This is a genomic window from Luteolibacter ambystomatis, from assembly GCF_018137965.1.
GTDB classification, from domain to species: domain Bacteria; phylum Verrucomicrobiota; class Verrucomicrobiia; order Verrucomicrobiales; family Akkermansiaceae; genus Luteolibacter; species Luteolibacter ambystomatis.
On sequence record NZ_CP073100.1, the window covers coordinates 4,627,469 to 4,645,993 of the forward strand.

Genomic DNA, 18,525 nt, shown 5'->3' on the forward strand with positions numbered 1-18,525 from the left:
CTACTTCGCGGGATCGAGCGAATCCGCGCGCTGGCGCAACGCGCGTGCGGCGTCGGCATTTTTGTTCTGGGATTCCCAGAGTCCGGCGAGCTTGCGGAGAGTCGCGGCAGTTTCTTTTTTCGCGTCCGGCGGAAAGGCGCGGATCGCCTTGCGCAGCCGGTCCTCGGCGGCCGGGATGCGCTTCTCTTCGATCAGGCAGTCGGCGGATTCGGAGAGAAACGCGGGATCGGGTGACGTGCCGTTGGGAAGGAGCGACTCGGCTTGCCGGAATAGAATCGAGGCATGGGCGCGGGTTTCCGGATCGCGTCGGGTGGCGATGGCGAGCTTCGCGGCGACCGTGGGGTCCGCCGGGTGATCGTAGGCCGCTTTTTCGAGAAGAATGCGGGCGGGCTTCGGCTGGTCGGCGGCGAGCCATTCATCCGCCAGCGAGGTGAAGGAGGACGGATCGCCGCCCCGGATGCGCAGCACCTGGGCGGCGTGCTCGCGGCCGGGTTCCGGCTGGTTGTGCTGGCGATAGAACTTGGCGAGCGCGTCGTGGGCGATGGCGCGCTGCGGATCAATGGCGAGCACGTCCTTCAGGGTCTTTTCGCCCGCCTGGTCCCGGAGCGCGGCGAACTGGAGAATGCCCAGCCGTGTCCTCAATTCCAAGTCGGCGGGGGCGGCCCCGGCGTGCTTCTGAAGAATGGCGATCGCCACATCCATGCGGTCGGTTTTCCGGAAATGATCGGATGCCGCCCGGGCGAGGCCGGAATGGCGGGGGGCGGCATCCGCGGAGGCTTGGAAAAGCTTGTCGAGACGTTCGCGGGCGGACGCATCGTTCGCGGCGAAGAGCAGGTTTGACCAAGTCTCCGCCATCAGCATTGACGCCGGGTCGAGGGGTGGATTGGCGACGAGCTTGTCGAAGAGCTGGCGTGAACGCTCGTGGTCGCCGCGGTTTTCGGCGCTGCGGAAAAGGCGTTCCAGAATCGCCGGATTGGCAGGGAAGCGCTTCAGCGCCATTTCCAGCGTTTCTCCGGCCATCTTTTCCGCCAGGCCATCGCCGCGGCCTTCCGAGCGTAGGAAATCGGCGTATGCGAGCTGATTGGACAGATTGTCCGGAGTGGCGGTGGCCAGTTCGCGGTAGAGACTCACGGCTTTCGCCAGATTGCCCTCGGCCATGAAACGGTTGGCGGCGTGCCGCACCAAGGGCACGGCGGTGGGGTCCGCCTGGCGGGCGGCTTCGAAGCGGGCCACGGCTTCCTCCTGCTTGCCCCGCGATTGATCGAGCAGGCCCTTTGCAAATTCGAGCCGTGGATCGACCTCAGCCAAAGCAGGCAGGGGAATCAGCAGGGGCAGGAGGAATCGCACCGGGCGAGGATGGCGGGTGTGGGAGGAACTTCCAAGCGGGAAAGCCCTCATGGCCGTACGCAAGGAAAGGGACCCGGCCGGAACCGGATCCCTTTTTCAAAACGTTACCTGCAGAAGGCCGCGTTAGGACTTGTAACGCAGACGCTTCTTGTGGCGGTTCTGCTTCATGCGCTTCTTGCGCTTGTGCTTGTTGATCTTGGTCTTACGACGTTTCTTGATGGAGCCCATGGCCTTCTGGTCGGGGTTGGATGTTCAGTGGAAAGGGATTACGGGACGATCTTGTTGAGCGGATACTCGATGATCCCTTCCGCGCCGAGGCGCTTGAGGGCCGGAATGATGTCCCGGACAACGGTTTCGTCAATGATCGTCTCGACCGCGACCCAGCCTTCTTCGGCGAGTTGGGCGATCGTGGGGCGGCGCAGTGATGGCAGGAGCTTCAGAAGTTCGTCCAACTGGGACTGCGGGAGGTTCATTTTCAGGCCGACCTTGCCGCGGGCGCCGAGGGCGGCCTTCAGCAGCAGGGCGATTTGTTCCATCTTCTCACGCTTCCAGTCGTCCTTGGCGGCGGCGGGGCTGGCGTAGAAGTGGGGGAAGGAGGTCAGGAGGGTGTCGACGATGCGCAGGCGGTTCGCCTTGATCGAAGAGCCGGTTTCGGTGACGTCCACGATGGCGTCCACGAGATCCGGCACCTTCACTTCGGTGGCACCCCAGGAGAATTCCACATCGGCCTTGATGCCGCGCTCGTCGAGGTAGCGCTGGGTGATGCCCACTCCCTCGGTGGCGATGCGCTTGCCCTGAAGATCCTCCGGCTTCTCGATCGGAGAGTCTTCCGGGACCACCAGCACCCACTTGGTGGGGCGGGCGGTGGCACGCGAATAGGGAAGCTCGGCCAGATCGACCAGCTCGACGCCGTTTTCGTAGGCCCAGTCGTAGCCGGTGATGCCGCAATCGATGAAGCCCTGGCCGATGTAGCGGCCGACTTCCTGGGCGCGGATCAGGTAAACGTCCAGTTCCGGATCATTGGAGGCCGGGCGGAGTCCGCGGGAGGACACGTAGATCTCGAAGCCGGCCTTCGAAAGCAGTTCGATGGTCGGCCCTTCGAGGCTCCCTTTCGGGATGGCGATCTTGAGGGTGCGGGTGTCTTCCGGCATGGCGCGGGGCGGCGCTGATAGCGGCTGATCCCCGTTGAATCAAGGGGAAGTTTTTTAAAAAGAACCTGCTCAGGGTTTCAGCGAGGCCGTGTGCGGCATTCCTGGAAACGAAAACCGCCACCGTCCCTCGGCGGGAGCGGTGGCGGCAGGCGTTGCATGGGTGCCCGGAAAGAACCTTACGGTCCGGGTGCTCTCAGCCGGACGAAGAACTTGCCATTGCTCGCCAGGCTGGAGGGCAGGGACACGACGATGGCGTCCACTCCGTTGAAGTAGCCCGGCACCGTGACGATGGATACGCCGTTCGTTCCATCCACGGCCGCCGTCCAAGCGGACAGATTGTTGCTATATTCCGCGTGGGCATTGATGGTGGAGGCGTTCGCCGACTGCGGGAAGGCGAAGACCACGTTCTGGGACGAGTCGTAGCTCACTTCCGGTCCCAGGCCCTGGGTGACGGTGCCGGGATTGCTGCCATAGAGGAATTCCAGCAGGTTGTTGATACCATCGCGATCCGGGTCGCCCAGTGGGGACAGATCGGACAGATCGGAGTAGTTGGCCATCCATAGCGTGAACGGGTGGGGAGTTCCCACGATCTCGATCTGGTTGAGGGCCGTGTTGTAGTTCAGCGAGTAACCGGAGGGCAGGCCGGTGACCGAAGCGAAGGTGCCCGTCAGGCTGCCGTAGCTGGCGATCACGTAGGTTCCCTGGGTGAAGCCGACTCCCAGCGCCTGGACCGTAAGGGTCGCCCCCGTCACATTCAGATTGCCGGTAGTGGCGATCTTGTCGGCGGACTCCCCGGCGACTTCGCAGATGAATGTGCCCGCTACGCTGGCGCTTCCCGCGGACGTGAAGGTACCGGTGCCACCGCTGGTGCGGAGCTTGATGCCGGCCGTCTGCAGGTTCGCAAGGGTGAAGGCCTGGTAGAAGGTGCCATCGGTCGCGGTGCCCGGGGTCGTGTCCGTGAAGCCGACACCCTTGCCCGGACCCCAGCCGGTGGCGGTGAAGGGACCCACTCCGCCGCCGCCCTGGGTGGCTTGCAAGATGATGGGGTACCATCCCGGCCCGGTGGAGGTGAAGGAACCGGTCCCCGTGACATTGTAGGCGTTGGTCGTGAGCACCGGAGTGCCACCGATCGCCAGCACGATGGCGTCATCGAAGCTTTCGGCGAAGTAGTAGATGGTGCCGTTCGCGCCGGGGAGGTAGATCTCACCGGTGTAGGTGTAGGTGGTGTTGTTCGGAACGACGACGCCGGTGGTGTTGTGCAGTTCCTGGAAATCGCCGGTGGTCGTGACCGTGGTTGTGGCACCGCTGGTGACCGTGCGGACCAGCTTGTTGCTTTCGTTCGGCGGAGGATTGCCGGGAGCCAGCGTGGCGCCGCTGGCCACGGAGAGCGAGGCCACCGTGCCACTGCCATAGAGGGCGGAACCACTGGCGACCGAGACGGCGCTGTTCGGAGCGCCGCCGTTCAGAGCCACGCCGCCGCCATTGACGGTGATCGGACCGGAGAGGGTCTGGACGCCGGAGATTTTCAACGTGCCGGTGCCGGACTTCACGAGGGCGAGGTTGTTTTCATCCGTGCCGCCGCCGCCGAGGATCGCGGGGAAGTTGCTGTCACCGCTGCTGACTACCCGCAGGGTGGACAGCGTCGCGCTGCCTCCCACAACCGAGTTGCTGCTGCCGCTGCCGGATACGCTGAGAGCGCTGGTGGTTTGATCGGAGCCGCCGAGGAACAGCTTGCCGCTGTTGGTGCCCGCACCGAGCACGATCGGCGCGGTCGAGGAGAGCGGGTTCGTTCCCGGAGACAATGCCAGTGTTCCGCCGCCCACGGTGGTGCTGCCGCTGTAGGTGCTGGTGCCCGCGAGCGTCAGCTTGCCTGCGCCCTGCTTCACCAGTCGGGCGGTGGTGCTGTTGCCGATGGGTGTGGCGAAGGTCACGTCATTGCCATTGGTGTCGAGGGTGGCGGCGGTCGTGGCGGCCATCGTGAGGCCATTGGAGATGTCCTGCGTGTTGCCGGTGTTCCAGATCAGGGTGCCGCCGTTGACGGTAACGCCGCCGGTGCCGAGCGAACCATTACTGAACGCGATCGCCGCGCTGCTGATGGTGGTGCCGCCGCTGTAGGTATTGGCTCCCGTCATGGTGACGGTCTCACCACCCGTGCGGACGATCGAACCGGTGCCGGAAATCACTCCGCTCAACGTGATGTTTCCATAACCGCCGGCGAAGGTGAAGCTGTTGGTGCCGGTGACCGTGATCGGGCTGGTGACATTGATGCCGTTCGGTCCCGGCCAGGCGCTGGAGAAGTTCGCGCCGTTGAGAACCATCGGCATCGAGATGTTCACCGCGTTGGCCCACCGTTGGATGGAGAGCTTCGCGCCCGGGCCCACGGTCAGGGTGCCGGTACCGGCGAGCGTGACCGCCTGCTGGTTGCCCTCGGTGTAGCCGCGGCTGAGCATCAGCGTGCCGGCCGTGACGTCGATGTTGCCGTTGCTGGAGGAGACTCCGTTCAGGATCAACTGGCCGCTGCCGGTCTTGGTCAGCGTGTGGTTGTTGAGGGCCAGGGTGCCGCCACCGCCGGTTCCGTTCGCGCCGACCACGATCTCATTCGCCACATTGATGGTGGCATCCGCTGCGAGCGAGAGGCTGTTGACGGCGGCGCGGGTGGTTGAACCGTTCGTGAGCGCACCGCCACCGGAAACCCCTGTTCCGCTGATGGAAATGTCCTCGGTGACCGCTCCAAGGTCCTGGCCGTTCAGATTGATGGAGGCTCCCGCCGCCACGGTGGTTCCGGTGGAAGCCGCACCGAGGGCGGTTGCGGAGCCGAGCATCACGGTGCCGCCATTGATGGCGGTGGCACCGGTGTAGCTGTTGGCTCCGTTCAACGTGAGGTTGCCGGTTCCATTTTTGGTCAGGCCGCCGTTGCCTGCGAGAGGCGAGCCGCCGAGCGTGTAGGCTTGGGTGGAGTTGTTGAACAACGTGTCGCTCGGATCGATCGTGCCGGAGAGGGTCACGGTGTTCACCGCAGAGGTGTCGTCGAACTTCACTCCAAGACCGCTGGCGAACATGGCCGTGCTCGAATCGCTCACCCGTTTCCAGTTGATGGAGGTGGTGTCCCAGTTGGCATTTGCCGCACCGGTCCAAAGAAGCGTGTCCACGGAAGTGATCGACAGCACGACGCGGGTGTTGACCGTGTCGTTCTGAAGGGTGGCCGTCACGCCGGCGGGAAGGGTGCCGAGTTGCAGGCCGGGGAAACCGTCGACGCCGATGCTGCCGGCATAGTCGATCAGGGTATAGGTTCCCGGGCTGATCGTGCCATTCGCGGTGATGTTGATGGTGTGATAGGCGGTTACGGTCAGGCCGTTGGTGCTCGTAACCGTGACCGAGTCCGATCCCGCGGAGCCGATACGGAATGTGGAGGTGAGGCCCGTGCCCAGATTGGCGAGAGCCGTGGAGGCAGCGGTGCCTTCATTGAAGAAATGGTCCGCGACCGGCAGCGTCTCGATGATCAGGCCCGCCAGGGTGCTGCGGATGCTGCCGGAGCGGGATACGCCACGGATGGTGATGGTGTCCGCAGTGAGTCGTGAAGAGACAATCGTGTCTCCGTAAGTGGCTCCGCCTCCGCTTGTGGTAGGGTTGGTGAGGGTGGCCAGCAATGTTCCGCTGTTATCGGTGCCTTGGTAAATTTTCAACGGTTGGAAACCGGTCGCATTGTCGGAACCCTGCATGCCTTTGATGCTATAGGCTTCGCCAGGCCCGAGCAGACTGGAGAGTCCGTGGATGGTAACCGAATATCCCGAGCCGCCATCATCTAGGTATCCGATGTAAGGATAGATGGGGTCCGTTTGCGCCGGGAATGGAGCGTAAATGGTTTGCCAGGTATTCGGCGCGCTGTAATCCAGCGTGACTCCGGTGGCGCCCGGGGACGTGAGGGCCTGGCCGGTGTGGCTCAACGGACTGCCGCCCAACTGGTCGATGGGCGCCATGTTGTTCCAGTTTGCCGCGGCAACTCCATCGATGATGTCCGAGGTGCCGGTGTCGATCGTGGAGGCGATATAGGTGGTGTTATACACATAACGGAAGTTGATGCCGATCGAAGTAGCATCCGCTTCCGCGACGAGCCCGGCAGCCATCGCGGCCGCCGTCATCGCCAACTTCATGTTCCGATGATGATCTTGGGAGTTTTTAACATGCATGACACTCCAGCCTTCGAAATCATAAAAGCTGCCACAAGTGCCAACGGATTCGGCCTGCGCTCCCGAGGTACGCAGATGAGGAGCGCCGCATGAATGCGGCTTCAGGGATGAGCATCCTTCCGGACATGGCGGGAGATTTCATGCAAGAATCTCCCGCCATGCGCCGGGGATGCCGGCGGTCATCGCGCTTTCGTGCGCGGATGCCTTATGGACCGGTGACTTTCAGGCGCACGAAGAACTTGCCGCCATTGGCCAGGGAGGAAGGCAGCGAGACCACGACGGCATTCGCCCCGTTCGGGAAGTAGTTTGGTATGGTGAAGATGGAAATGCCCGCTTCTCCGTTCACCGCCGTGGTCCATGAACTGAGATTGGTGCTGTATTCCACCCGCGAGTTCATCGCCGAGGCTTCCAGCGTTTGCGGGAAGGCAAAGGTCATGTTGTGTGAGGAGTCATAGACCACTTCCGGACTCACGCTGTTGACCGAGCTTCCCGGATTGGTGCCATAGAGGAACTCCACCAGATTGCTCAATCCATCGCGATCCGGATCGCCGCCGGGGCTGGTATCGGAAAGGCCGGGATATCCCGCGATCCAGGTATCATATGGACTGCTGCCGGCGGCCGTGTAGGCGAGCACCAGATTGTTTCCGCTGACCTGCACCGCCCACGTGCCCGTGCCGGCCGTGAACTGGGTGGAATTGATGATGAACGCGGAGGGATCGAAGCCGGTGATGCCGCCCGTGGTGGAAACCAGCACGAAGCCACGGCTTGCATCCGCGAAGTTGGCGGGGGTGCCAGGAGTGCCGATGGTGATGGTGACCGGATTGGAAGGTGTGGCGGTGAGATTGAGGGAGGTGGCGGCCACCGCGTCACTGCCGGTTCCAGCGGCGCCGGTCCAATCGGCGAGATTCCACGAATAGGTGGAGCTCGGGTCCAGGGTGAGGATGCCTGTCACATTGAGTTGTCCGGTGCTGCCGCCGCCGGGTGTGAGGCCTCCATCCACCACCATGTTTCCGTTCACCGTCCCCGTGCCGGAAAGTGTCTGGGCGGGCGTCAGGGTGAAGACCGATGTGAGGGTGGAGACATCCAGTGTGGCTCCGGAAGCGACAGTGACCGAGGCCGCAGCACTCACCGCGGCACTTCCATCAAGCGCCAGCGTGCCGGTATTGACGCTGAGTGCTCCGGTGAGGCCGCTGGTGGCCTTGAGCTTCATCGTGCCCGCGCCGGTCTTGGTCAGCGTGCGTGCGCCGCCGCTTTCGGTCATGGGCAGTTCGATGGTGAGATCCGCCGCGGCCGCGCCATCCGTGACATCGAAGGTTGCGTTTCCGAAGACGGTCATGCTGTTGCCCGTGATCAGCGATCCCCCCGATGAAGCGCCGACGGCCAAAGTTCCCCCGAGCAGGCGGAAGTCATTGGCCGCCACGGAGACGGTGCCGCCATTGAGCAGGAGATTGCCGCCATCGAAGTACTGCTCGTGCTGGAGGGTCCATGTGGCACCGGCGTCCAGCGTGATCACCGGTTGATACAAGGCGCCGCCGAGGCCGCCCAGCGAGTGGGTGTCCGTCTTGAGCGTGCCGCCCGATTCCACGTGAATCGTGCGGGTGGTGTTGGCGAAGAAACTGGTCGCCCAGCCACCACCCATCGCAGCAAGCGTGGCACCGTTCTTTACGGTGAAGGCGCTTCCGTGGCCCGCACCGGTCATGGTGACGGTCCCGGCGCGACTGATTTCCACCGTTCCCGCGCCATTGATGGCACCGGTCAGTGTTGCCGCTCCGGAGCCCAGCACCTTCACCTGGCTGTCGTTGGTGATCGGCGCGGCCAAGGAACCGCTGGCGGGTGGATTGAAGTCCAGACGGGTTCCTGCTGCCAAGGTGATGGAACTCGCTGCCAGCGTGCCGGTGGTGCCATTGCCCACCGCGAGCACGCCTTGGGAGACACTCACCGCGCCTCCGAGCACGGTCTGGTTCAGGAGGGTGACATTGCCCGTCCCGGACTTGGTCAATCCCTGGTCCGCCTGCAGGGATTGCCCTGTGAGCGTGTAGCTCTTGGAGTTGTTGGTGAAGGTGAGGGATTTCGGAGACACCGCCGCACTGATGCTGATGGTGCCTCCGGAGCCGGTGTCATCAAAGGTGGGGATGTCCCCATCGTGGTAAACGGTAGCGGAGGAGTCGCTTTGCAGCTTCCAGTTCTGCGTGGTGGCGATGTCCCACGTCTGGTTGGTGCTGCCGGTCCAGGTGATCGCGGTGGCGGTAGGCAGCGGGAAGGTTTCGATGACCAGTCCGGCCAGCGTGCTGCGGATGGGTCCATTCCGCGGGTCTCCCTTGATGGTGATCGTATCCGCGGTGAGGACGGAGGAGGAGATGGTGTCCCCGTACACATAGTCGCCATTGCCGACAGCCGGATTGGTGAGCTTCGCCAACTGGGTGCCGGTGGTATCGGCGCCTTCGTACACGTTCACCGGGGCGAGCCCTGGAGCTCCGCCGCTGGCGGATTGCATGGCCCGGATACGATAGCCTTCGCCCGGAGCCAGAATGCTTGAGAGGCCGTGGATGGTGACCTTGTAGCCGGTTCCGCTATCGTCCAGATATCCGAAGTAGGGAAACGTCGGATCCGTCTGGGCCGGGATGCCGCCGTAGAGGAACCATGAGTTCACGGCACTGTAGTCCAGCGTGACACCGGTTGCCCCCGGTGAAGTCAGGGCCGCCCCTGTGTAGGCCACCGGGCTGACACCGGCTCCGTCGATGACCCCCATGTTGTTCCAGTTGGCTGCCGGCACGCCATCGATGATGTCGGAAGTGCCGGTGTCGATCGTTGGCCCCGTGTAGGTGGTGCCGTTGTAAACATAGACGTAGCGGAAATTGACGCCGATCGAGAGCGCGTCCGCCTCCGCGGCGAGACCGGCAGCAATCGCCGCCGCCGCCATCGCCAATTTCATATTCCGATAATGGTCTTGGGTGTTCTTCGCATGCATGACACTCCAGCCATACGGATCGCAGAAAGAGTCACAAGAGGCTTCCAAATTGATCTGCGCTCCCGGGATGCGCAGATGAGCATCTTCATGCGAAAGCAGGCTTGAGCATGAGAGGGCATCCGCGTTTGGCTGGGACAGCATGGAGAGCGACGCGCGGCAGGAGGATGATGTGGCGGTATTGACGGAGGCGTTTCACGCCCGGCGGCGCGGCGACTACCAGGGAGCCATCGAGCGCTTCCGTAAGGTTTTCGAACGCGATCCTTCCAACCCGTGGCCGTTGATCGAATCCGCGAAGGTCGAGTTCATGCGGACGGACTTCCTCGCCATGCGGGACTACCTGCGGCAGGCGGAGGTGTTGGCGGGTGAAGATGCGGAGGTTTGGTTGGCGATGGCCTCCGCATGGATGGATTGCCTCGATCCGGAGGAAAGCTTGAGAACCGCAGAGCTCGGGGCCCGGGCCGAAGTGGCTGATCCGCGGTTCCTCACGGCGCGGCTGCTGGCGCTGGAACGTCTCAACCGCATCCGGGAAGCGGCTGCCGTGGTGGATGCCGCGGGAGAATTGCCGCCCGGCAATCGCGTGGCGGCGGCCCGGGTGCTGCGCCGTGCCGATCGGGCGGAGGAGGCCAGACTGTTGGTGGCGGGCGATCATTCCGCCGCCGCGCTGATGGAGCGGGCGCGCGTTCTCGATCATATGGGGAAGCATCGGCTTGCGGTGGAATCGCTCGCAGAGGCGAAGCGCAAGCTCGCCGCGCACCCGGAGTCCGAATACGAGCGCAAGCTGGCTCCGCTCCATCGTCCGCAGCAGCAGCGTGAACTTGGCTTTGCCACGGCGGAGCAGATCGTGCGCTGGCGGGAAGAGCGCACCGACGCTCCGTTGCGGCTGGCCTTCCTGCTGGGGCACCCGCGCAGTGGCACCACGTTGTTGGAAAGTCTCATCGAACGTCGCGGCGGCGCGGCCATCGCGTCCGAGTTTCCGGTATTGGAGGGACGGCTGCGCCTGTGGGTGGCGGACCTCGCGACCCGGGACACCAGCATTTCCCCCCTGTTGAAGAGTGAAAACCTGCCACGACTGCGTGCGGCGTATTGGAATCAGATCCATCACCTCGCCGGAGCGCAGGAAGGGCAACTGGTCATCGACAAGAATCCGGGCCTCACCGATGGCGTGCAGTGGGTGGCAAAGATTTTCCCCGAAGCGAAGATCCTCACCGCGCTGCGCGATCCGCGAGATGTGATCGTGAGCTGTGTGTTCCAGGACTTCGGTTTCACCCGTCTCGGCGTGGCTTGTTTGTCATGGGAAGGCGCGGCGAAATCGTGGGCCGCCACGATGAACCACTGGGCGGACATCCGCGAACGCCTGCCCGCCGGACAATGGCTCGAGGTGCGCTATGAGGAGCTGGTGATGAACCCGGACGGGGTGATGCAGGACGTGCTCGGGTTCCTCGGATTGGCTGCGCTTTCCGAAGAGACAAAAACCGACCGGCTCATCCGCACGCCCAGCTATCCGGAGGCCGCGAACGCCGTGCACTCCCGTGCCGTGGCGAGATGGAAAGACTACGAACGATGGCTGAAACCGCTGCGCCCGATCATCGAGCCGGTGATGCGACGGCTCGGATACGAGTGGTGACGGCTATTCCTGGCCGGGTTGCTCGAAGAGCTTCTTCGGTTCCTTCGCGCCCTTTTCGATCTGCCAGAAAGTCTTGTTGTCCGCTCGGAACGCGATCTTCCACGCGCCATCCGGACCGGTCCACACGCAGAGCCCGTCCACGGACTCGATGGTGTCGAAGCCCTTCTCCTCGCCCTCTTGGGGAAGCAGCACCGGCTGGGCCTGCGCGAGTTGTTCGCGTTGGATTTTCCACGTCTCGGTCAAATCCGGGTGCTCCTGATCCGCGACTTTCTTTTCCAGCGGCACCGAAACCAGCGCGCCCATGTGACGGCCGCCGAGTGCCGCCCAAACCGTGTCACCAGCGATGACCACCTGCCGCACGCCCATGCCGCCGCCATTGGCACTGTCTGTATTGAACATGCCGAGCGGGGCGCTGCGGTGGCCCCAGAGGGTTCCGGCGCGGAAGTCCATGTCCTCTTCCTCGCCCTCGAGTCCGCCTTCCCACAGGTCGTGATCGCCGCCGAAGACCATCCGGCCATTGGCGAACACAGGGCAGGCGGTGACGTGCTCCAAGCGCCGGACGAAGACGGGTTTGAAGGCCTTCCCGCCCGGCTTGAGTCCGAAGAGGCTGGCATTCTCGTCCGCATCCTTCGGCTTCGGTTTCGCCGGATCGAGGGAATACCAGCCGTTGATCAGGACCATGCCCGCCACGCCCTCGCCATCCGCGCGACTGAGCCCGAAGACTTGGAATGACGCGGGCAGCGGCGCAACCGCCTTCGGAGCGGCTTTGGCGTCGGCGGGGTTCCACTGCCACAGTTTGCCCGCAGCGGTGACAAGCAGCCCCTGCGGATCGGCGAGAAGCTGGGAGGCCTCTCCGGCGAAGGCTTTCGGCAGCGGGATTTGCTTCGGTGTGACATTCCCGGTTTCGAAGGCGAGCAGCCCGTCACCCGTGCGGGAGATGGCGTAAAGCGTCTTCCCGTCCGTGGAAAACGCCGCCTCCGTAGCGCTGGCGGACGTTGCGATGCTGAAAAAGCCGAGGGCGAGGGCGGGAAGAGCACGCATGCGTGCCCTTTTACCACGCTGGATTGGTCGGGCGCGAGATGGATTCGCCGATGGCGGCGGTCGCGGGGGCTCCAATCGCCCCGGAGTTTGGAATTCAGAACCTTCCAGACTTTCGGCTTGCCAAGGGGCGTCCTGCACCTAGCCTTGCGGCCCGTTTTTCTTTCTCTGGCAAGCGGTTGGCGCCCCGGTGCTTGTCAGAATTCCTATCGGGGCAATGTCGGAAGGAAAACGAAACCATCAACCAACCCCAACCCCACAAACCATTATGAGCAGCGCAATTGCCGCTCCAACCAACCAGGAACTGAGCGATCTCATCGATTCCAAGTTCCGTGAGTTCCGCGAAGGAACCATCGTCAAGGGCACCATCCTTGAAATCCGCCCGCAGGTCGTCCTCGTCGACATCGGCTACAAGTCCGAAGGCGCGATCCCGTCCAACGAATTCGAAGACGACGAAATCGAAACCGGCGACGAAATCGAAGTTCTCCTCGAGAAGCTCGAGAACGACGAAGGCATGGTCGTCCTCTCCAAGGAAAAGGCCGCTCACAAGCAGAACTGGGAAAAGATCGTCAAAGTCTATCAGGACGGCGGTCTCGTCCGCGGCAAGGTCAAGTCCGTTGTCAAGGGCGGTCTCACCGTCAACGTCGGTGTCGAAGCCTTCCTTCCCGGCTCCCAGGTCGACATCATCCCGCCGAAGGACCTCAACGAGTACGTCGGCAACATTTACGAATTCAAGATCGTCAAGGTCAACGACGAGCGGAAGAACATCGTTCTCTCCCGCCGCGAAGTCATCGAAGCCGAGCGCGCGGAACTCCGCCAGCGCTTCCTCCAGACCGTCAAGGTCGGAGACAAGGTCATCGGTGCCGTCAAGAACATCACCGACTTCGGTGCGTTCGTCGACCTTCAGGGCATGGACGGCCTTCTCCACATCACCGACATGTCGTGGGGCCGCATCAACCACCCGTCCGAGATGCTCCACATCGGCCAGTCCGTTGAGGTCATCATCCTCGACGTGGACCGCGAGAAGGAGCGCGTCTCCCTCGGTCTCAAGCAGATGTCCGACAATCCTTGGGAAGACATCGAGCGCAAGTACCCGATCGGCCAGCGCGTCAAGGGCAAGGTCACCAAGCTCCTCCCGTACGGTGCTTTCGTCGAAATCGAGCGCGGCGTCGAAGGCCTCGTGCACGTTTCCGAGCTTTCCTGGGTCAAGCGCATCACCCGCCCGTCCGACGTTCTCGAACTCGGCCAGGAAATCGACGCCGTCGTGCTCGGCATCAGCACCGAGGAGCAGAAGATCTCCCTCGGCGTGCGCCAGCTCGACACCAACCCGTGGGACGAGATCGAGCTCCGCTACCCGGTGGGCGCCACGATCAAGGGCCCGGTCCGCAACCTCACCGCCTACGGTGCGTTCGTGGAACTGGAAGAAGGCATCGATGGCATGATCCATGTGTCCGACATGTCCTGGACCCGCAAGATCAACCACCCGTCCGAAGTCCTCAAGAAGGGCGACGAACTGGAAGCGATCGTGCTTGCCATCGACAAGGCCAACCAGCGCGTGTCTCTCGGCATGAAGCAGCTCGAAGACGATCCATGGTCGCTCATCGACAGCCGCTTCAAGGTCGGCGACCTCGTCAAGGGCACCGTCGCCAAGATCGCGTCCTTCGGCGCGTTCGTCAGCCTCGATGGTGACATCGACGGCCTCATCCACATCTCGCAGCTCAGCGAGGACCACGTGGAGAAGGTCAAGGATGTCATCAAGGTCGGCGAAGAAGTCGAAGCCCGCGTCATCAAGGTCGACAAGGTCGAGCGCCGCATCGGTCTCTCCATCAAGGCGGTCAACTACAACGAAGACCAGCTCAAGAAGGAGAGCGCCAGCTTCGAGAGCCTCCGCCCGTCCTCCGAGATGGTCGGCCTCGAGCAGGCCTTCAACCTCGCCGCGGCCGCTGCCGAAGAGTGGCGCCCAGGTCAGGACTGATCGTCCACGTAAGACAAGATTCACGAAAACCGGCGGAGGCAACTCCGCCGGTTTTTTGTTTTTCCGGCGGCCGTGCCATATGGAATGCAACTCCGTGCAGAACAGGGGGTTGGATCGCGGAATCTTTGTTTGTCATGAAGCGATTGTTCCTCTTTGCCCCGCTGGCGTTCGCGCCGACGTCCGTCCGCGCCGCCGACCGGAAGCCGAATTTCCTCATCCTGCTCTCCGATGATGCCGGCTACGCTGATTTCGGCTTCCAAGAGAAGTGCGCGCCGGAGCTGAAAGCCGTGACTCCGGCCTTGGACAAACTGGCCGGTGAGGGAGCCCGGTTCACGGACGCCTATGTGTCCGGCTGTGTTTGCTCGCCCTCCCGCGCCGGTTTGCTGACGGGGCGCTACCAACAGCGCTTCGGTCACGAGCAGAACATTCCGGCGGGTTACATGAAGGGTGGCTTGCCGCTGGATGAGAAACTGATGGGTGACCAACTGAAGCCGCTCGGTTACGCGTCCGGAATCGTCGGGAAATGGCATCTCGGCTACCCGGAAGCTTATTGGCCGGGCAAGCGCGGCTTCAACCAGAGCTACATCTTCCTCCAAGGTCAGCGGAAATACACGCCGCTGGCGAAACAACAGCCGAACCAGATCTTCTTGGAGAATGGCAAGCCGGTGCCGGATGAGGGCTACTCCACCGACCGCATCGGGGATGCCGCCTGCCGGTTCATGGAGGCGAAGAAGGATCAGCCATGGTTTCTCTACGTTTCCTTCAATGCCGTGCACATGCCTCTCGAAGGCCGCGAGGAAGACATGAAGAAGCTTGAGGACATCAAGCCGCCGCTGCATCGGAAATACGTGGGCACGATGAAGGCGATGGATGACAACGTTGCCAAGATCCTCGCGAAGTTGGATGCCCTCGGACTGGCGAAGGACACGCTGGTGATCTTCACCAATGACAATGGCGGACAGACTGCCAATTCCGCGAGCAATGCACCGCTCCGCGGTCACAAGGGACAGGTCTGGGAAGGCGGCACCCGCGTGCCGATGGTGATGCGTTGGCCCGGGGTGATCACGCCGGGGCGGGTGATCAAGGATCCGGTGATCTCGCTCGATTTCGCCACGACCTTCCTCGCGGCGGCAGGAGGAAAGGCTTTGCCGGAGCACAAACTGGATGGAGCGGATCTGCTGCCGTTGTTGAAGGACTCGAAGTCACTGCCTGAGCGCCCGCTCTTTTGGCGCAGTGGCGGGAAGAACGGGATCGCGGCGGTGCGCTCGGGGGATTTCAAGGTGGTCTGGAACCGTGGAACGGATGATGACAAGCCGCACTTGTTCAACGTTCGCGAGGACATTTCGGAAGCGAAGGACCTGTCCGCGGAAAACCCGGACAAGCTCAAGGCGTTGCTGGGTTCGCTGGCGGCTTGGGAGAAGGAAACCATCGACCCTCTTTGGGGGAAGACAGCCAAGGGGGAAGCTCCTGGCGAGGAATGAGGTGACGCAATCTTGCTCCGGACGTGGGATTGGGCTTTGGATAGGACATCATGAAACTTCTGATCCTTCCCGGCAGCATCCGCAAAGAGTCCTACAATCTGAAACTCGCCGCGCTGGCTGCCGAACATGCCCGGCAGGCCGGCGTGGAGGTGGATCTGGTAGCCCCTGACGACCTGCGCCCGATCCCACTCTACAATGGTGATCTGGAGGAGGCGGAAGGCCTGCCGACGGCCGTGAAAACCCTGAAGCAGCGCTTCATCGCGGCACAGGCGATCGTACTCGCCTGCCCGGAATACAATTCCTCGATCACACCGCTGCTCAAGAACACCCTCGACTGGGTCAGCCGGGCGGAGACGGACGACGAGCCATCGCTCGCAGCCTATCAGGGCAAGGTCGCCGGACTGCTTTCCGCCTCGCCGGGGGGGTTCGGCGGCATGCGCGGGCTGGTCACCGTGCGGTCGATGCTCGGAAACATTGGTGTGATCGTCGTGCCCACCCAACTGGCGATCCCCAAGGCCTACGAGGCTTTCGATGATCAGGGCGCTCTGAAGGAGGCACGGCAGCAGAAATCACTGGCAGGTGTGGTGGATGAGGTGATCCGCGTTGCCAAGGCCTTGGCGATCAAAAGCTGATGCATTGACTTCCGGGTGCCCAACAGATAGAAGCGGTGATCATGAGACAGCAGCAGTATCACGAAAAACTCGGTCTGGCCGCGTTCGTCCTTTCGCTCGTGGGCGTGGCCACCGCGGGACTGCTTGTGATTCCCTCCATGATCTGCGCGTTGATGTCGAAACGCCATGCCGAGGCCATGGGCCTGCCCCGTGACGGTTACGCCACGGCCGCGATGGTGGTGTGCATCAGTGTTCTCGGGATGTGGGGGCTGCTTTTCGCCACCGGCAGTCTGGTGGTGCTGAGCGGACTGCGGATCTCGGAGGATGGCTTGCGCGTCATTCTGGCGGTTGGCGGGCTGCTGCTGACTGGTGTGGCAGTCCGGCAGATCGTCAAACACACGGCGGGCGCGAAACGCATGCGGCGTCTGGCGGGGTTGCGCTAACCTCGGGTCGCGTGCGCGATCCGCGAACTTATCGGGTGCCAGCGCCTGACCATGTGGCGGTACGCGAACTGCTTTACGGTTGCGCTCGGCGGGTGGGTTTTCTAGCGTGCGCGTCGATTTCCCCAAAGCTTTGCCCATGAAACCTGGAATTTTCCTGACTTCCGCCGCCGCGTCCGTGGCGCTCCTCAGCCTCGGCCTCACCGGTTGCAAATCCGGCGGTGGCGATACCATCAAGGTCGGCGAATTCGCCTCCCTGACCGGCAAGGAAGCGACCTTCGGCACCTCCTCGCATGAAGGCACCCTGCTTGCGGTCGAGGAAATCAACGCCGCCGGTGGCGTGCTCGGGAAGAAAATCGAACTCCTCACGGAAGACGACCAGACCAAGGCCGGTGAACCTGCCAACGCGGTCAACAAGCTGATTTCGAAGGATGGCGTCGTCGCCATCCTCGGCGAAGTCGCCTCCAGTCGCTCGCTGGAAGCCGCTCCGATCTGTCAGCAGGGCGGCATCCCGATGATCTCCCCGGCTTCCACCAACCCGTCCGTCACCCAGGTGGGCGATCATATCTTCCGTGTCTGCTTCACGGACACCTTCCAGGGCGGGGCGCTCGCCAACTTCGCCACCGAGAAGCTGAACGCCAAGAAGGTCGCCGTGCTCACGGACACCAAGAGCGACTACAGCAAGGGCCTCGCGAAGAACTTCAAGGAGAAGTATCTCAAGAACGGCGGCCAGATCGTCACCGAGTTGGATTTCAACGGCGGTGACAAGGACTTCAAGGGCCAGCTCACCACCATCAAGAACGCCGCTCCGGACGCGATCTTCCTTCCCGGCTACTACACGGATGTCGCCCTGATCGCCATCCAGGCGAAGCAGCTCGGCATTTCCATCCCGCTGTTCGGTGGCGACGGATGGGAAAGCGAAACCCTGCTGACCATCGGCAAGGAAGCGATGAACGGAAACTACTTCTCCACCCACTGCGCCGCCGACCAGGGCACGCCGAAGATGACCGCCTTCGTGGACGCGTACAAGAAGCGCTTCAACGGCAAGACCCCGGACGCGATGGCGGTGCTCGGCTACGACTCCGCCATGGTGCTCGCCGATTCGATCAAGCGCGCCGGCTCCACGGAAGGTGCCAAGCTCCGCGACGCCATCGCTGCGACCAAGGACTATGAGGGCGTGAGCGGCAAGTTCTCCCTCAATGCCGACCGCGATGCGGTGAAAGCGCTCGTCTTCATCAAGATCGAAAACGGCGCGTTCAAATACTCCGCTACGGTCAATCCGTGAAATAGTTGAGAGTGAATGGTTGAGAGCTGAGAGTCAGAAACTCCTCCCGGATGTTCAATTTCGAGAAACTGGAAGTTTGGCACAAGGCGATTGAATTCGCGGATGCCGTCTACGCTGCGACTCGTCATTTTCCGTCGGAGGAGCGCTTTGGCCTCACCAATCAGATGCGCCGAGCCGCAGTTTCCATTTCCTCAAACATTGCGGAGGGTTCGTCCCGGAGCTCACGGGCAGACTACGCCCGATTTTTAGAAATCGCCACCGGGTCGCTTTTTGAAACCGTCTCCCAATGCACCATTGGGCTTCGACAAGGGTTTCTTGCCGAAGGGGACTACGCAGCGCTTTACGCTGCTGCGGAAGAACAGAGCAAAATGATCAGCGGATTGCGTCGGGCGATTCTCGACGCCATCTGATCTGACTC

The 18,525-nt window shown here is 62.7% G+C and carries 13 protein-coding genes; 7 read left to right on the forward strand and 6 right to left on the reverse strand.

The window, feature by feature from the left end; all coding sequences use genetic code 11:
* From KBB96_RS17935 to KBB96_RS17955, 5 genes are all read right to left on the reverse strand, one after another.
* The gene (locus KBB96_RS17935; RefSeq protein ID WP_211630868.1) at positions 1-1,347 is read right to left on the reverse strand and encodes a tetratricopeptide repeat protein; all 1,347 of its coding nucleotides are present in this window, start codon (positions 1,345-1,347) and stop codon (positions 1-3) included.
* A 123-nt stretch (positions 1,348-1,470) separates the two neighbouring features.
* On the reverse strand, positions 1,471-1,575 hold the full coding sequence (locus KBB96_RS17940) for an AURKAIP1/COX24 domain-containing protein (protein ID WP_200267957.1): 105 nt from the start codon (positions 1,573-1,575) through the stop codon (positions 1,471-1,473).
* 38 nt (positions 1,576-1,613) lie between these two features.
* Entirely contained in the window at positions 1,614-2,498 is an 885-nt protein-coding gene (gene hisG, locus KBB96_RS17945) for an ATP phosphoribosyltransferase (protein WP_211630869.1), read from the reverse strand.
* A gap of 176 nt (positions 2,499-2,674) precedes the next feature.
* Positions 2,675-6,649 carry a beta strand repeat-containing protein gene (locus KBB96_RS17950; protein ID WP_211630870.1) on the reverse strand — a complete coding sequence of 1,325 codons (3,975 nt, stop codon included), beginning with the start codon at positions 6,647-6,649 and terminating at the stop codon, positions 2,675-2,677.
* A gap of 241 nt (positions 6,650-6,890) precedes the next feature.
* Positions 6,891-9,617: a beta strand repeat-containing protein gene (locus tag KBB96_RS17955; protein ID WP_211630871.1), complete on the reverse strand. Its 2,727-nt coding sequence runs from the start codon at positions 9,615-9,617 to the stop codon at positions 6,891-6,893.
* A 175-nt stretch (positions 9,618-9,792) separates the two neighbouring features.
* On the opposite strand from KBB96_RS17955, the gene KBB96_RS17960 reads away from it, so the two are divergent.
* Entirely contained in the window at positions 9,793-11,277 is a 1,485-nt protein-coding gene (locus tag KBB96_RS17960; protein ID WP_211630872.1) for a tetratricopeptide repeat-containing sulfotransferase family protein, read from the forward strand.
* A 3-nt stretch (positions 11,278-11,280) separates the two neighbouring features.
* Here KBB96_RS17960 and KBB96_RS17965 read toward each other — a convergent pair whose 3' ends face one another.
* Positions 11,281-12,318: a hypothetical protein gene (locus KBB96_RS17965; protein WP_211630873.1), complete on the reverse strand. Its 1,038-nt coding sequence runs from the start codon at positions 12,316-12,318 to the stop codon at positions 11,281-11,283.
* A 265-nt stretch (positions 12,319-12,583) separates the two neighbouring features.
* On the opposite strand from KBB96_RS17965, the gene rpsA reads away from it, so the two are divergent.
* The 6 genes from rpsA to KBB96_RS17995 all read left to right on the forward strand — a co-directional run bounded on the left by rpsA (position 12,584) and on the right by KBB96_RS17995 (position 18,517).
* Positions 12,584-14,290: a 30S ribosomal protein S1 gene (gene rpsA / locus KBB96_RS17970; protein ID WP_211630874.1), complete on the forward strand. Its 1,707-nt coding sequence runs from the start codon at positions 12,584-12,586 to the stop codon at positions 14,288-14,290.
* Positions 14,291-14,424: 134 nt separating this feature from the next.
* Positions 14,425-15,771 carry a sulfatase-like hydrolase/transferase gene (locus tag KBB96_RS17975; RefSeq protein ID WP_211630875.1) on the forward strand — a complete coding sequence of 449 codons (1,347 nt, stop codon included), beginning with the start codon at positions 14,425-14,427 and terminating at the stop codon, positions 15,769-15,771.
* A 50-nt stretch (positions 15,772-15,821) separates the two neighbouring features.
* A complete protein-coding gene (locus KBB96_RS17980) occupies positions 15,822-16,403 on the forward strand; it encodes an NADPH-dependent FMN reductase (protein ID WP_211630876.1) in 582 nt (193 codons plus the stop codon).
* A gap of 41 nt (positions 16,404-16,444) precedes the next feature.
* Positions 16,445-16,825 (forward strand): hypothetical protein, encoded by a 381-nt coding sequence (locus KBB96_RS17985; protein ID WP_211630877.1) that lies wholly within the window; start codon positions 16,445-16,447, stop codon positions 16,823-16,825.
* Between the two features lie 136 nt (positions 16,826-16,961).
* Positions 16,962-18,107 carry an ABC transporter substrate-binding protein gene (locus KBB96_RS17990; RefSeq protein WP_211630878.1) on the forward strand — a complete coding sequence of 382 codons (1,146 nt, stop codon included), beginning with the start codon at positions 16,962-16,964 and terminating at the stop codon, positions 18,105-18,107.
* A 50-nt stretch (positions 18,108-18,157) separates the two neighbouring features.
* Entirely contained in the window at positions 18,158-18,517 is a 360-nt protein-coding gene (locus KBB96_RS17995; protein WP_211630879.1) for a four helix bundle protein, read from the forward strand.
* The last annotated feature ends 8 nt before the right edge of the window (positions 18,518-18,525 follow it).

What these genes read in the sequence shown, in the direction of transcription:
- KBB96_RS17995 (WP_211630879.1), top strand. Translation starts at nt 18,158, where the DNA reads ATGTTCAATTTCGAGAAACTGGAAGTTTGGCACAAGGCGATTGAATTC.
- KBB96_RS17980 (WP_211630876.1), top strand. Translation starts at nt 15,822, where the DNA reads ATGAAACTTCTGATCCTTCCCGGCAGCATCCGCAAAGAGTCCTACAAT.
- KBB96_RS17985 (WP_211630877.1), top strand. Translation starts at nt 16,445, where the DNA reads ATGAGACAGCAGCAGTATCACGAAAAACTCGGTCTGGCCGCGTTCGTC.
- KBB96_RS17955 (WP_211630871.1), bottom strand. Translation starts at nt 9,617, where the DNA reads ATGAAATTGGCGATGGCGGCGGCGGCGATTGCTGCCGGTCTCGCCGCG.
- KBB96_RS17965 (WP_211630873.1), bottom strand. Translation starts at nt 12,318, where the DNA reads ATGCGTGCTCTTCCCGCCCTCGCCCTCGGCTTTTTCAGCATCGCAACG.
- hisG (WP_211630869.1), bottom strand. Translation starts at nt 2,498, where the DNA reads ATGCCGGAAGACACCCGCACCCTCAAGATCGCCATCCCGAAAGGGAGC.
- KBB96_RS17960 (WP_211630872.1), top strand. Translation starts at nt 9,793, where the DNA reads ATGGAGAGCGACGCGCGGCAGGAGGATGATGTGGCGGTATTGACGGAG.
- KBB96_RS17950 (WP_211630870.1), bottom strand. Translation starts at nt 6,649, where the DNA reads ATGAAGTTGGCGATGACGGCGGCCGCGATGGCTGCCGGGCTCGTCGCG.
- rpsA (WP_211630874.1), top strand. Translation starts at nt 12,584, where the DNA reads ATGAGCAGCGCAATTGCCGCTCCAACCAACCAGGAACTGAGCGATCTC.
- KBB96_RS17940 (WP_200267957.1), bottom strand. Translation starts at nt 1,575, where the DNA reads ATGGGCTCCATCAAGAAACGTCGTAAGACCAAGATCAACAAGCACAAG.
- KBB96_RS17990 (WP_211630878.1), top strand. Translation starts at nt 16,962, where the DNA reads ATGAAACCTGGAATTTTCCTGACTTCCGCCGCCGCGTCCGTGGCGCTC.
- KBB96_RS17975 (WP_211630875.1), top strand. Translation starts at nt 14,425, where the DNA reads ATGAAGCGATTGTTCCTCTTTGCCCCGCTGGCGTTCGCGCCGACGTCC.